Source organism: Brachybacterium vulturis (assembly GCF_043641765.1).
Taxonomy (GTDB): domain Bacteria; phylum Actinomycetota; class Actinomycetes; order Actinomycetales; family Dermabacteraceae; genus Brachybacterium; species Brachybacterium vulturis_A.
Window position 1 is genome coordinate 44860 of the sequence record NZ_JBHZRO010000010.1, and the last position, 12928, is coordinate 57787.

Below are 12928 nucleotides of genomic sequence, written 5' to 3' on the forward strand. Positions count from 1 at the left end.
CCCGGCGGTCGACGACAGGCGAGGACCCAGCGCGAGGAGAGGAACCGATGAGCACCGTGGAGACGACCGGTCCCGTTCCGGGCCGGGCGGACGGCTCCGACGCCCCGCCGCCCCCCGAGCGGACCGCAGAGTCCGCGCTGTCCAGGACCCTGCAGAAGATCGCCCGCGGCGACCTGCTGGTCGTGGTGATGAGCTTCGTGTTCGCCTTCCTGATCGGCTCCGTGCTCATCGTGATCGCCGATCAGGAGGTGCGTGCCTCCCTCGTCTACTTCGTCGATCGGCCCACCGACGCGCTGACCGCGATCTGGCAGTCCGTCACCCAGGCCTATGGCGCCATGTTCCGCGGCGCGATCTTCGACATCCCCGGGTACACGCGGGCGGCCCAGAGCGTCCGCGACGCCGGCGGCAGCGGCACCTATGTGCTGCTGCCCGCGCTCTCGGCAGGACTGCGCCCGCTCACCGAGACGCTCACGGTCGCGACCCCGCTGATCATCGCCTCCGCCGGGATGGCGGTCTCCTTCCGTGCCGGCCTGTTCAACATCGGCGGCACCGGGCAGCTGATCGCCGGCGCGATGGCCGCCGGCTACGTGGGCTTCACCTTCGACCTGCCCATCGTCGTCCACCTGCTGGTCTGCCTGATCGCGGGCACCCTCGCCGGTGGCGTCTGGGGCGGCATCGCCGGCTTCCTCAAGGCCCGCTTCGGCGCCAACGAGGTCATCAGCACCATCATGCTGAACTGGATCGCCACGTACCTGCTGTTCTTCGCCCTGAAGACCGCGGCGTTCACCGGCACCAACCAGTCCCAGCCCACCTCACCGTCGGTCGGTGACAATGCGGTGCTGCCCCTGCTGCTGGGCTCCGGGTTCCGCCTCCATGCGGGACTGTTCCTCGCGGCCGGTGCGGCCGTGGTGCTGTGGTGGCTGATGAGCCGCTCCACCATCGGCTTCCACTTCCGGGCGGTGGGCTCCAATCCCCGCGCCGCCCAGGTCGCCGGCATCTCCCCGGCCCGCACCGCCTTCCTGGTGCTGGCCGTGGCCGGCGCCCTGGTGGGCCTGGCCGGCGCCGTGCACGTCCTCGGGACCGAGCAGCGGCTCACCGAGGGCGTCGCCGGCTCCATCGGCTTCGACGCCATCACCGTGGCCCTGCTGGGCCGCTCGGGACCGGTGGGCATCGTGCTGGCCGGCCTGCTGTTCGCGGGCCTGTCCACCGGAGGCCGCTTCATGGAATCCAACCAGGGCGTCCCGCTGGACCTGGTGCAGGTGATCCAGGTGCTGGTGGTGCTGTTCATCGCGGCTCCGCCGCTGGTGCGCACCCTGATCGGTCTGCGTCGCATCGATCACCCCGGAGCGAGCACCCGGCTAAGCGGTGCCGGCCGCGGGAACACAGCCGAGCAGAAGGCCGCCGTCGCCTCCGGTGCCGCGGGGACCGCCGCCGCCACGTCGGACGCGGCCGCCACCGGCGCAGCCGGCTCGGGGACCGCCAAGACCGGCTCGGGGGCGACAGGCTCGGGCACGCCCGATGCGACCGCTGCCGACCCCACGGGGACCTCCCCACCGGACCCGGCAGGGGACGGGCCGGCACCCGCAGGCGACGCGTCCGAAGACCGCACCGACGAGCAGGAGGAGGAGCGATGAGCACGACCCCCGTCGTCGCCACGGACGGCTCCGCCAGCGCCAGGACCCTCGACGACACCCGCCCCTCGAGCTGGTGGCACCTGCCGGTGACCACCACCGTGATGGGGCTGCTCGCACTGGCCGTGTTCGGCCTGCGCGGGATCCCCGGGGTCGAGTCCGCGTACGTCGTGGTCCACGGCAGCGACATGAACCCCTTCGGGCTCATCCCCGAGCAGATCGTCCTGCCCTCGAAGGCCGGCTCGATCGGGCTGTCCGTGATCGCACTGCTCGCCTCCGCCGCGCTGTGGGTGCTCCAGGCCCGCGTGGCCCGCCCGGCGGCCCGCGTCCGCCTCACCCTGATCGCCGTGTTCGCGGTGGCCTGGATCCTGGCGTTCCTGACCTGGGTGATCTCACAGCGCACCCTCGACGTGACCACGCTGCTGCAGGGCACCATCGTGCTCGCGGTCCCGCTGGCCTTCGGTGCGCTGTCCGGGGTGCTCTCCGAACGCTCGGGCGTCATCAACATCGCGATCGAGGGACAGCTGCTGTTCGGTGCCTTCGGCGCCACCCTGGTCGGCTCGATCACCGGCAGCGTCTGGATCGGCCTGCTGGCCGCCCCGATCGTGGCCATGTTCATGGGTGCTCTGCTGGCCATGTTCGCGGTCGGCTACCACGTCCAGCAGATCATCGTCGGCGTGGTGCTGAACGTGCTCGCCATCGGACTCACCTCGTTCTTCTTCGGCTCCGTGATGAGCGACAACCCCGGGCTGTTCAACGCCCCGATGCGCCTGCCCACGCTGCGGATCCCGGTGCTGGCCGATCTCCCGCTGGTCGGCGCCGCGCTGTTCGAGCAGAACCTCCTCGTCTACCTGATGTGGATCATCGTCGCCCTGCTGACGATCGCCCTGTTCCGCACGCGCTGGGGTCTGCGGGTGCGCGCCGTCGGCGAGCACCCGAAGGCCGCGGACACCGTCGGCATCGCGGTGAACCTCACCCGCTGGAAGAACGTGCTGCTGGGCTCGGCCGTGGCCGGCCTCGGCGGTGCGACGCTGACCATCGGCACCGGGGTCGCCTTCGGCGAGGAGATGTCCGCCGGCAAGGGCTACATCGCCCTGGCCGCGATGATCCTGGGCCGCTACCACCCCATCGGCGCCCTGCTGGCGGCGCTCACCTTCGCCTTCGCGGACTCGCTCCAGCTGCGGCTGGGCACCATGTCCGCCGCGGAGGGAGGGGTCAGCATCCCCGGCGACTTCCTGCTGATGCTGCCGTACGTCGTCGCCCTGTTCGCCGTGGCCGGTGTGGTGGGCCGGGTACGGGTACCGGCCGCCAACGGCCAGCCGTACATCAAGCAGTGAGACCGGCCCCGCGCGGTCGCAGCAGCGACCCGCAGCCAGAGCAGGAGGGATCAGAGCATGAGCGAGACGCCGCAGCATGAGGTGACCGGGACCGAGCCCGCGTTCGAGGTCCTGCTCGCCGCGGCCCGCGAGATCGCCGAGCGCGCGTACACCCCGTACTCGCGCTTCCGGGTGGGGGCGGCCGGGTATGCCGAGGACGGCCGTCTGGTGCGCGGATGCAACGTCGAGAACGCCGGCTACGGCGTCACCCTGTGTGCCGAGTGCGGGCTGATCAGCGAGCTGATCGCCGGCGGTGGTGGGCGCCTGCGCCGTTTCGTGTGCGTGGGTGGCGGTGAGCAGCTCGCCCGCGAGGAGCGCGGTGTGGTCATGCCCTGCGGCCGCTGCCGGCAGCTGCTCTCCGAGCACGCGGCGCCGGATCTCCTGATCCTCACCCCCGAGGGGCCCCGCACGATGGCCGAGGTGCTGCCGCAGGCCTTCGGCCCCGCCGACCTCCACCCCTGAGCCGCCGCACCCCGGCCCCAGACCACCGGCACCGACCGCAGCGCGGCGGGACCGGCACCCCACACCCGATCCCGAGGAGCACCTCATGACCGACACCCCCGCAGACCCCGCCGTCGAACCCTTCGACGTCGTCGACGTCATCCGCACCAAGCGCGACGGCGGCCGCCTGCCCGCAGAGCAGATCGACTGGGTGATCGACGCCTACACCCGCGGCGTCGTCGCCGAGCAGCAGATGGCGGCCCTCGCCATGGCGATCTTCCTGCGCGGCATGGAACGCCCCGAGATCGCACGCTGGACCCACGCGATGATCGACAGCGGTGAACGGATGGACTTCTCCGCGCTCTCCAAGCCCACCACCGACAAGCACTCCACCGGTGGGGTGGGCGACAAGATCACCCTGCCGCTGGCACCGCTGGTCGCGAGCTTCGGCGTGGCGGTCCCGCAGCTGTCCGGTCGCGGGCTCGGCCACACCGGCGGCACCCTCGACAAGCTCGAGGCGATCCCGGGCTGGCGCGCCGATCTCAGCAACGCGGAGATGATGGCGCAGCTCGAGAGCGCGGGTGCCGTGATCTGCGCGGCCGGCTCCGGCCTCGCCCCGGCGGACAAGAAGCTCTACGCCCTGCGCGACATCACCGGCACCGTCGAGGCGATCCCGCTGATCGCCTCCTCGATCATGTCCAAGAAGATCGCCGAGGGCACCGCCGCGCTCACGCTCGACGTCAAGACCGGTGCCGGCGCCTTCATGCGCGACGAGGCCGACGCTCGCGAGCTCGCCCGCACCATGGTCGAGCTCGGCACGGATGCGGGCGTGCACACCGTGGCCCTGCTGACCGACATGTCCGCGCCGCTGGGACGCACCGCCGGCAACGGCCTCGAGGTGCGCGAATCGCTCGAGGTGCTCGCCGGTGGCGGGCCGGCCGACGTGGTCGAGCTGACCTGCGCCCTGGCCAGGGAGATGCTCGAGGCCGCCGGGGTGCGCGACGCCGATGTCGAGACCGCGCTCGCCGATGGCCGCGCCATGGACTCCTGGCGCGCGATGATCTCGGCCCAGGGCGGGGACGTGGACGCCCCGCTGCCCCTCGCGCAGCATGTCGAGGAGCTTCGCGCCACCGAGGACGGCGTGGTGACCGGCCTGGACGCGATGGGCGTCGGAGTGGCCGCCTGGCGGCTCGGCGCCGGCCGCTCCCGGCCCGGCGAGGCGGTGCAGGCCGCCGCCGGGGTCGAGATCGAGGCCCACATCGGCGACGAGGTGAGGGCCGGGGACGTGCTCGCCCGCCTGCACACCGACACCGCCGATCGCATGCCCCGCGCACTCGAGTCGATCACCGGGTCCTGGACCCTTGCGGCCCCCGGCACCACGGTCCCGGAGCGCAGGATCGTGAAGGACCGCATCGCCTGAGCGCACGGACCGCCGCGGTGGGCGGCCACGGCGCCGCAGCGCTCAGCCGCGGCGGCGCAGCGCGGGCAGGATGTGCTGGACCATCAGCGGCGCCAATCGGCCGGTGCCGCTCGGTGGGGAGTCCGCGGTGACCGGGATCCACTGGTGGTCGGCCAGCTCGGCCCGCACCTGCAGCGGGGAGGGCAGCGGGGCGCGGGTGGTGAAGACGCTCGAGCGCACCACGGTGCCGGGCTCGTTCGCCGCCACCGCCTCGAACTCGCCGAGCTCCTCGAGGTCCGTGGCCTCCAGCACCGCGCCCAGCTCCTCCTCGACCTCGCGCAGCGCCGCCTCCCGGGCGGTCTCCCCGGGATCCAGCTTCCCGCCCACCTGCATCCACGAGCCGGTGCCGTGCTTGCGCACGCACAGCAGCTCGGTGCGGTGAGCGGCCCCGGCGGGGGCCGCGCGGAGGAAGCACACCGCCGCGATCCGCAGCTGGCTCGAGGGCCCGCCCAGGGCGCGGCAGCGCGACTCCGCCTCGGCGAGCTGGACGAGCTCGCGCAGACGGCGCACCGCCGCGTGCAGGCCGTAGGGGCGCAGCCCGGACCGTTTCCAGCGGGCCATGTCCCGTTCCTGCTGGCGGGCCAGCGCCGTGCCGCGCCGCAGGAGGATCGGGACCGACTTGCGGTGCTCACGCAGATCGCGCAGCAACCGCAGGGTGAACACCACCGGCACCGGCCGGTCCAGCACGATCGCCTCGGCGAGCAGCCCGGCCGCCCTCAGCGGTGCGATCAGCTCACCGGCGAAGATGCCCTCGGCGATGAACAGGGGAGCGTCCCCGATCGCGAGCTGAGCGGTGCCGGTGCGCCGGGACCGCGCGATCGAGTAGGTGGGGATCTCGGCGGCGCCGTCGTGGGCGAGCGCGGTGAGCGCGGCCAACGCCGCGCCCTCGTCCCAGCTGGCGGGCAGGTCCCAGTCCGGGATGCCGAAGCGGCGCGGCAACGAGGGATCGTCGCCCTCGCGGTAGAAGTCGTCGAGATTCAGCGCGGGCACCCCGGAGCGGCGCGCGACCATCCCCTTGCCGCTCCCGGAGGGACCGGTCAGCAGGACGATCCGGCGCGGGGGCCGGGAGTGCGTTGGGGGCTCGGTCACGACCGTCCAGTCTAAGGCAGAGCGGTCCCAGCCCGAACTCGACGGGCTGAGCTCCTACCGCTCGTTCCTCGCAGTACGTCGCTCAGCTCGGGCTTGACGGGCTGAGCTCCTACCGCTCGTTCCTCGCAGTACGTCGCTCAGCCGATCCTGAGCACGACCTTGCTGCTGGTGGGATCGGACACCTGGGTGGTGAAGGCCGCCGCGGCGTCCTCGAGGGCGAGCTCGTGGCTGATGACATGCTCGGCGAGGTCGTCCCGGGCCAGCAGCTCCACCGCGTCCTCGATCTCGGCGACGAAGCGGTAGGTGCCGCGGTAGTCGATCTCCTTGGAGACGATCGGTCCCAGGGACACCGAGATCGGGGTGGGCGGGAGGTTCCCCACCTGCACGACCACAGAGGCGCGCGAGATCGAGCGCAGGATCGTGTCCAGGGAGGCCGGGGCGCCGGAGGCCTCGAAGGCCACGGTGATGGAGGGAGCCATGTCCTCCGCGCTGTCGAGCGCTTCGTCGGCGCCCGCCGCCAGGGCCCGCTCACGGGCCGGGGCCGCGAGGTCCACAGCGGTGACGCGGGCGGCGCCGGCGGCCCGGGCGGCGATGATCACCAGCAGGCCGATGGGTCCGCAGCCGGCCACCAGCACGTGCGCGCCGCGGACGTCCCCGGCCCGGCGTATCGCGTGCATCGCCACCCCCAGGGGCTCGGCGAGCACGGCGCGGCGGGTGTCCAGCCCCGGGGGCAGGGGCACCACCTGGGCGGCGTCGACCGTGATCAGCTCGGCGAAGCCGCCGTCGGTGTGGGGGTCCTGGGCGGCGGAGCCGAGGTAGGTCAGCTGGGGGTGGAGGTTGTCGCGGCCGGCCAGGCGCGCCGGCAACGGACCCGTGGTGCGGGCCGGGTGCACGGTGACCGGCAGGCCCTCGGCCAGCCCGCTCACGTCCTCACCCACGGCCTGCACCCGGCCCGAGACCTCATGGCCGAGCACGAAGGGGTGGGCCATCACCGCGGTGCCGGAGATCCCTCGGCGCCAGTAGGCGATATCGGAGCCGCAGATGCCGCCCCATTCGACGCGGATCTGCACCTGGTCGGGGCCGGGGTCGGGAGCAGGACGGTCGACGATGCGGAGGTCCTGGACGCCGTGGATCTCGAGTGCGCGCATGGGATGGCCTTTCGGTGCGGGGGACGGGTCGGTCAGGGGGCGGTGGCGAAGCTCTCCACCGCATGCATGTGGTGCTCCATCACCGCTGCGGCGGTGTCGGGGTCGCCGGCGAGGATCGCGTCGATGATCCGCAGGTGCTCGGTGTGCTCCGCACCGACCAGCCCGTGCAGGTCACGCTCGGCACGGACGTCCTGCATGGCGCGGAACAGGGGGACGCGCACCGCCTCGAGCAGTCCGTGCAGTGCGCGGTTGCCGCTGAGCAGGGCGATCTGCTGATGCAGCTGCAGGTCCAGCTGCGGGTACAGCACGGAGTCCTGCAGCGCGGCATCGAGCCGCGTGCGCAGGTCCTGCAGCCGCTGCCTCCCGCCGGGGGGCTCCGCACCGTCGCCGGCGAAGCCGTCTGCGGCACGGCGGGCGGCGCGCACCTCGAGGGGAACACGGACGTCCATGAGGGTGGTGAAGCTGTTGCTGCGGGATTCGTCGATCGCGCGGGCGAGGTAGAACCGCACCAGGGACGAGTCGAGCGGGCGGACGGTCGCGCTGCGCCCGTTGCTGACCGCGATGATGCCCAGGGCCGCCAGCGCGCTGAGCGCCTCCCGGACCACGGTGCGGGAGACGCCGAAGCGCTCGGCGAGAGCGCCGGTCGAGGGCAGCGGGTCCCCGGCTGACAGGCCGTCCTGGTCGATCAGCCCCAGCACCGCGTCACGGGCGCGATCGGCCAGGGAGTCGCGCTCGAGCGTGCCGTGCGCCTCCTCGGCAGCGGGGGCGGAGAGGTGCTTGCGGGCGGTGGCGTCGAGATCTTCCATGGAACAGCTCCTGACAGGTGAGTCCCGGGCCCGGGGCGCGGGTGCCGAGGGGGTCAGAACGAGTTGATCAGACCATAGATGCCGACGAAGGCGATCGCGATGGCCGAGAGCCACAGCAGCACGATGGTGGGCGCGCCGTCCCGGATCCGCGGATCCGTCTGCGTGGAGGACAGGTACAGCGTGGCCACGGCGACGCCGATGAGGTAGATCGCGTTGAGGATGCCCGCGATGATCACCAGCGCCAGCGGCGAGGAGACGGCTGTGCCGAGGATTCCCCAGACGATCGGCAGAATGATCATGATGATCCGCTGCCAGCGGATCCGCGAGTGCTGATCGTTCCAGTCGTAGGCGCCGAAGATCGCCAGGCTGTGGCCCACCTGCCGGCCGAGGCTCGGCACATTGGCGATGATCGTCTTGAACAGGGCCAGGCCCGCCCCGACGAGGAACAGCGCGCCGCCCCAGCGACCGACGGCCGAATCGAAGATCGAGGAGATGGTGAGCATGACGTCGTTGCCCTCGGGGATCAGGCCCTGGGGGTGGAGCACGGCGGCGCCGAGGATGTAGAAGGCGGCGGTGGAGACGGTGTAGATGACCCAGGAGACCCAGGCATCGACCTTCATCACCGAGATCCAGCCACGGGCCCGGGCGACCCAGTCCTCGGAACCGTCGTTCGGACCGGTCCAGGCGGCGTAGCCCTTCTCGACGACCCAGTAGGTGTAGGCGGTGGTCTCTCCGGCGCCCACGCCGGTCATGCCGAACATCGCCAGGGCGACGCCGAAGGCGCCGGCCGCGATCTGGAAGCGCATCCCCTCGCCGAGGTCGCCGAGGCTCCACGCGAACTCGGTGCCGCCCAGGAGGAACACCATGGTGATCGCGAAGGCGGTCACCAGCAGCACCAGCACGGTGGAGATGTTCTCGACGACGGCGTACCGGTTCGCGGCGTGGATCGCGATCGCGATGGCCACCAGGATCCCCACCCACACGCCGATCGAGAGCAGCGAGTAGGGGTCCGGGCCGATCGGGAACAGGGTGCTGAAGGCGAAGGCGGACGCGCTGATCACGCCCGCCTGGCCGATGAAGAACTGCAGGAACATCAGCAGCACCAGCCAGGAGATCCAGCCGCGGCCGGCGATCTTCGGGGGCACGTCCCTGTATCCGTCCAGTGCCACGCGGCCGGTGGAGATCGACCAGCGGGCCAGCTCGATCTGCACCCACACCTTGAGGAAGGTCGAGACCAGCACGAGCCACAGCAGCATGAACCCGACCTGCGCGCCCAGGGCGGTCGCGGTGAGGAGCTCGCCGGAACCGACCACGGCCGCGGAGGTGATCATGCCCGGGCCCAGGAAGCGGAGCTTCCCGGCCAGCTTGCGGGGCGGTTCGGTGATCTGCGAGCCGTCGATCACGTAGGGATCGACATCGGCGCCGAGCGTGGTGAGGCGCGGCGGGCTCATGGTCTCGGTGGCATTCGACGGTGGTGTGGACGTCGGCATTGACGGGTCTCCTCGGGGCCTGGACAGGATGGGGACGCATCGCGCGGCCAGCGAGCCACGACGCATCGATCCGGCACAACCTATCAGACAGGTAGGCAGGTTGGGGAGGGAGGGTGATAGCAGTCGTGACCCGATCGAGGCCGGTGCGGATGCGCCGGGGCAGGTGCGTCTGCCAGGATCTCCCCATGACCACTCTCGATCGCGACCAGCTCGCCGCCCTCATCGACCACACCCTGCTCAAGCCCGAGGCCACCGTCGCGGACGTCACCGCGCTGCTGCGCGAGGCCGAGGAGCTGGGCACCTACTCCGTCTGCATCTCGCCCTCGATGCTCCCCGTGCAGACCACGGTCAACGTCGCGACGGTGTGCGGCTTCCCCTCGGGCCAGCACTCCCCGGAGGCCAAGGCCTTCGAGGCCCGCGAGGCGGTGGACAAGGGCGCCGACGAGGTGGACATGGTGCTGAACGTGGGCCTGGCCCGCGCCGGTGAGTACGACGCCGTCGAGCACGAGATCCGGGCGGTGCGGGACGTGACCAAGGCCCCTGCCGTGCTCAAGGTGATCATCGAGTCCGCGGCGCTCACCGATGAGCAGATCGTCGCCGTCTGCGAAGCGGCCGAGCGGGCCGGCGCCGATTTCGTGAAGACCTCCACCGGCTTCCACCCCGCCGGGGGCGCGAGCGAGCATGCCGTCGCCCTGATGCGCAGGACCGTCGGTGACCGTCTGGGCGTCAAGGCCTCCGGCGGGATCCGCACCCGCGAGGCCGCCGAGGCGATGGTCGCCGCGGGCGCCAGCCGCCTGGGGCTGTCATCCTCGCGGGCGATCCTCGAGGGCGGTGCGGGCTCGGGGTACTGAGCCGGCGCGCGGCGCCGCGGGACTCAGTCCGCGCCGAGCACCTGGCGCAGCTCGTCCTTCAGCGTCTCCAGCCGCTCCTCGGCTCGGCGCCGGAGGGCTCCCGTCTCTGCGACGGTGGCTCCTGCGGGGACGTCGGTGACGACTTCGAGGTAGCACTTCAGCTTCGGCTCGGTGCCCGAGGGGCGCACCACCACCCGGGTGTCGTCCTCGCTGCGCAGCAGCATCCCCTCGGTCGGCGGCAGCCCGGTGGTCGCCACCGATCCCTGGGAGAGGTCCTGGTTCGTGACCACCGGTGAGCCCAGCAGCGCCGCGGGCGGTGCCGCCCGCAGTCGTTCCATCATCGCGCCGATCAGGGGCAGGTCCTCGACCCGGATCGACAGCTGCGCGGTCGAGAACAGGCCGTGCTCGGCAGCGAGCTCGTCGAGCCGACCGCTCAGCGTCGTGCCCTCGGCCCTCGCCAGTGCCGCCATCTCGGCCACCATGAGCGCCGCAGACAGGCCGTCCTTGTCGCGCACCACCTCCGGCAGCACGCAGTAGCCGATGGCCTCCTCATAGCCGAAGGCGATCCGCGGGGCGCGGGTGATCCACTTGAACCCGGTCAGGGTGGCCGCGGCCTCCAGACCGGCGCTCTCGGCGATCGCATCCAGCCAGCGGCTGGAGACGATCGAGCGGGCCAGGACACCCCGGTAGCCGTGCCGACGCACCAGATGGTCGCCCAGCAGCACGCCCAGCTCGTCACCGGTGAGCATCCGCCAGTCGCCGCGGTGCGGATCCAGCACCGCCGCCGCGCAGCGATCCGCATCGGGATCGTTGGCGATCACCACATCGGCCTCGAGGGTGCGGGCGAGCTCGAGTGCGAGGTCGATCGCGCCGGGCTCCTCAGGATTAGGGAAGGCGACGGTGGGGAAGTCGGGATCGGGATCCGCCTGCTTCGCGACCGGGTGCACCTCGGTGAACCCGGTGCGGTGGAAGGCCGCCAGCGCCGTCTCCGTGCCCACCCCGTGCATCGCGGTGTGCACGATCCGCACCTCGCGCGGGCCCTCCGGGTCCGGCAGAGCGCTGATCGCGGCGAGGTAGTCCTCGCGCAGCTGCTCGCCCAGCAGCTCCACTCCGGAGTCCGCGAGCGGGATCTCGCGCACCGGGCCGACGGCCGCGATGCGGGCCGCGATCTGCGCGTCCGACGGCGGCACGATCTGCACCCCGCGCCCCTCGGGCTCCGCGGCGCGACCGCCCAGGTAGACCTTGTAGCCGTTGTCCGCCGGTGGATTGTGGGAGGCGGTCACCACGATGCCGGCGTCCGCGTCGAGGTGCCGCACCGCGTAGGCGACCAGGGGAGTGGGGCCGCAGCGTTCGAACAGCTGCACCTGGCAGCCGGCGGCCGCCATGATCTCCGCCGAGCGCCGGGCGAAGGCGTGGGAGTTGTACCGGGCGTCGTAGCCGATGACCACCCGCGGCCGGTCCAGGTCCAGGTCCTCCCGCAGGTGGTCGGCCAGGCCGCGGGCGGCACGGGAGACCACGGCGAGGTTCATCCGGTTCGGGCCGGGAGCCATCGCCCCGCGCAGTCCCGCGGTGCCGAACTGCAGGTCGGCGGAGAAGGCATCGGCGAGCTCGTCCTGCGCCGCGGAGCTGCCGGCAGCGGCCTGCTCGAGCAGGCTCTCCAGTGCTGCCCGGGTCGCCGGATCGGGATCGTCCCTCAGCCAGGTCTCGGCGCGCGAGCGCAGTGCGCTGTCCACGCTCATGCCGAGGCCCCCGTCGCGGTGCTCCCGGCCGGCTGGCCGTCGGTGATCCGGCGGACGGTCTCGGCCAGCAGGCGGGAGATCCGAGGGCCTGCCTCCCGGCCGGCCTCGAGCACCTCCTGATGGCTCAGCGCGTCCCCGCTGATGCCGGCGGCGAGGTTGGTCACCAGCGAGATGCCCAGCAGGTCCATCCCGGCTTCGCGGGCCGCGATCGCCTCGAGCGCGGTGGACATGCCCACCAGATCGGCCCCGAGCACCTTCGCCATCTGCACCTCGGCGGGGGTCTCGTAGCTCGGGCCCGAGAACTGCATGTACACGCCCTCGTCGAGGCCGGCGTCGACCTCGAGCGCGAGCGCGCGCAGCGCCGGGGTGTAGAGATCGGTGAGATCCACGAAGTTGGCACCGACCAGCGGGGTGGCGCCGGTGAAGTTGATCTGGTCACGGATCAGCACCGGGGTGCCGGGAGCCCAGGAGGGGTCGATCCCGCCGCAGCCGTTGGTCAGCACCATGGTGCGCGCCCCGGTCGCGGCGGCGGTGCGCACCCCGTGGACGGTGGCGTCCACGCCGGCGCCCTCGTAGAAGTGCGTGCGGGCGCCCAGCACCAGGGCGCGGGCGCCGGTGCCCTCCACCCGGATCGAGCGCAGGGTGCCGACGTGGCCGGCGACCGCGGGCGGTCGGAATCCGGGGATCGTGGTGGCGTCGGCCTGCCAGACGGTCTCCCCGAGCAGATCGGCGGCGCCGGACCAGCCCGAGCCGAGCACCAGGGCGAGGTCGTGGTCGGGGACACCGCTGGCCTCGGCGATGGCGGCGGCGGCCTCGCGGGCGAGCGGGTACGGGTCGGGAACGGAAGAAGTCATGGACCGAAGGTAGCGCAGACGGGCCGAGCGTAGTCCGGGAACGG

General features: G+C 72.4%; 11 protein-coding genes. 5 read left to right on the top strand and 6 right to left on the bottom strand.

The genetic code is table 11. The annotated features are described in order from the left end of the window. The first annotated feature begins 47 nt into the window (after positions 1 to 47). From ACHUEU_RS09455 to ACHUEU_RS09470, 4 genes are all read left to right on the top strand, one after another. Positions 48 to 1634 carry an ABC transporter permease gene (locus tag ACHUEU_RS09455; protein ID WP_394215697.1) on the top strand — a complete coding sequence of 529 codons (1587 nt, stop codon included), beginning with the start codon at positions 48 to 50 and terminating at the stop codon, positions 1632 to 1634. Then, entirely contained in the window at positions 1631 to 2968 is a 1338-nt protein-coding gene (locus tag ACHUEU_RS09460) for an ABC transporter permease (RefSeq protein WP_394215699.1), read from the top strand. Before ACHUEU_RS09455 ends, ACHUEU_RS09460 begins: the two co-directional genes overlap by 4 nt. Before the next feature lie 57 nt (positions 2969 to 3025). After that, positions 3026 to 3469: a cytidine deaminase gene (locus ACHUEU_RS09465; protein WP_394215700.1), complete on the top strand. Its 444-nt coding sequence runs from the start codon at positions 3026 to 3028 to the stop codon at positions 3467 to 3469. An 85-nt stretch (positions 3470 to 3554) separates the two neighbouring features. After that, a complete protein-coding gene (locus ACHUEU_RS09470) occupies positions 3555 to 4868 on the top strand; it encodes a thymidine phosphorylase (protein WP_394215701.1) in 1314 nt (437 codons plus the stop codon). A 42-nt stretch (positions 4869 to 4910) separates the two neighbouring features. Here the strand turns inward: ACHUEU_RS09470 and ACHUEU_RS09475 are convergent, their stop codons facing one another. The 4 genes from ACHUEU_RS09475 to ACHUEU_RS09490 all read right to left on the bottom strand — a co-directional run bounded on the left by ACHUEU_RS09475 (position 4911) and on the right by ACHUEU_RS09490 (position 9440). Next, positions 4911 to 5996, bottom strand: a complete 1086-nt coding sequence (locus tag ACHUEU_RS09475) for an NUDIX domain-containing protein (protein WP_394215702.1) — start codon at positions 5994 to 5996, stop codon at positions 4911 to 4913. 137 nt (positions 5997 to 6133) lie between these two features. Then, positions 6134 to 7144: an L-idonate 5-dehydrogenase gene (locus ACHUEU_RS09480; protein WP_394215704.1), complete on the bottom strand. Its 1011-nt coding sequence runs from the start codon at positions 7142 to 7144 to the stop codon at positions 6134 to 6136. A gap of 32 nt (positions 7145 to 7176) precedes the next feature. Further along, positions 7177 to 7950, bottom strand: coding sequence for a FadR/GntR family transcriptional regulator (locus ACHUEU_RS09485; RefSeq protein ID WP_394215705.1), 774 nt, complete (start codon positions 7948 to 7950; stop codon positions 7177 to 7179). A gap of 53 nt (positions 7951 to 8003) precedes the next feature. Beyond that, positions 8004 to 9440, bottom strand: a complete 1437-nt coding sequence (locus ACHUEU_RS09490) for an Nramp family divalent metal transporter (protein WP_394215707.1) — start codon at positions 9438 to 9440, stop codon at positions 8004 to 8006. 185 nt (positions 9441 to 9625) lie between these two features. On the opposite strand from ACHUEU_RS09490, the gene deoC reads away from it, so the two are divergent. Continuing rightward, positions 9626 to 10291, top strand: a complete 666-nt coding sequence (deoC, locus tag ACHUEU_RS09495) for a deoxyribose-phosphate aldolase (protein WP_394215709.1) — start codon at positions 9626 to 9628, stop codon at positions 10289 to 10291. A gap of 23 nt (positions 10292 to 10314) precedes the next feature. Here deoC and ACHUEU_RS09500 read toward each other — a convergent pair whose 3' ends face one another. Both ACHUEU_RS09500 and ACHUEU_RS09505 read right to left on the bottom strand, forming a co-directional pair. Continuing rightward, on the bottom strand, positions 10315 to 12030 hold the full coding sequence (locus tag ACHUEU_RS09500) for a phospho-sugar mutase (RefSeq protein WP_394215711.1): 1716 nt from the start codon (positions 12028 to 12030) through the stop codon (positions 10315 to 10317). Beyond that, positions 12027 to 12884, bottom strand: coding sequence for a purine-nucleoside phosphorylase (locus ACHUEU_RS09505; protein WP_394215713.1), 858 nt, complete (start codon positions 12882 to 12884; stop codon positions 12027 to 12029). The genes ACHUEU_RS09500 and ACHUEU_RS09505 overlap by 4 nt, the downstream gene beginning before the upstream one ends. Positions 12885 to 12928 lie beyond the last annotated feature (44 nt).

What these genes read in the sequence shown, in the direction of transcription:
- ACHUEU_RS09505 (WP_394215713.1), bottom strand. Translation starts at nt 12,884, where the DNA reads ATGACTTCTTCCGTTCCCGACCCGTACCCGCTCGCCCGCGAGGCCGCC.
- ACHUEU_RS09470 (WP_394215701.1), top strand. Translation starts at nt 3,555, where the DNA reads ATGACCGACACCCCCGCAGACCCCGCCGTCGAACCCTTCGACGTCGTC.
- ACHUEU_RS09490 (WP_394215707.1), bottom strand. Translation starts at nt 9,440, where the DNA reads ATGCCGACGTCCACACCACCGTCGAATGCCACCGAGACCATGAGCCCG.
- ACHUEU_RS09465 (WP_394215700.1), top strand. Translation starts at nt 3,026, where the DNA reads ATGAGCGAGACGCCGCAGCATGAGGTGACCGGGACCGAGCCCGCGTTC.
- ACHUEU_RS09485 (WP_394215705.1), bottom strand. Translation starts at nt 7,950, where the DNA reads ATGGAAGATCTCGACGCCACCGCCCGCAAGCACCTCTCCGCCCCCGCT.
- ACHUEU_RS09455 (WP_394215697.1), top strand. Translation starts at nt 48, where the DNA reads ATGAGCACCGTGGAGACGACCGGTCCCGTTCCGGGCCGGGCGGACGGC.
- ACHUEU_RS09500 (WP_394215711.1), bottom strand. Translation starts at nt 12,030, where the DNA reads ATGAGCGTGGACAGCGCACTGCGCTCGCGCGCCGAGACCTGGCTGAGG.
- deoC (WP_394215709.1), top strand. Translation starts at nt 9,626, where the DNA reads ATGACCACTCTCGATCGCGACCAGCTCGCCGCCCTCATCGACCACACC.
- ACHUEU_RS09460 (WP_394215699.1), top strand. Translation starts at nt 1,631, where the DNA reads ATGAGCACGACCCCCGTCGTCGCCACGGACGGCTCCGCCAGCGCCAGG.
- ACHUEU_RS09480 (WP_394215704.1), bottom strand. Translation starts at nt 7,144, where the DNA reads ATGCGCGCACTCGAGATCCACGGCGTCCAGGACCTCCGCATCGTCGAC.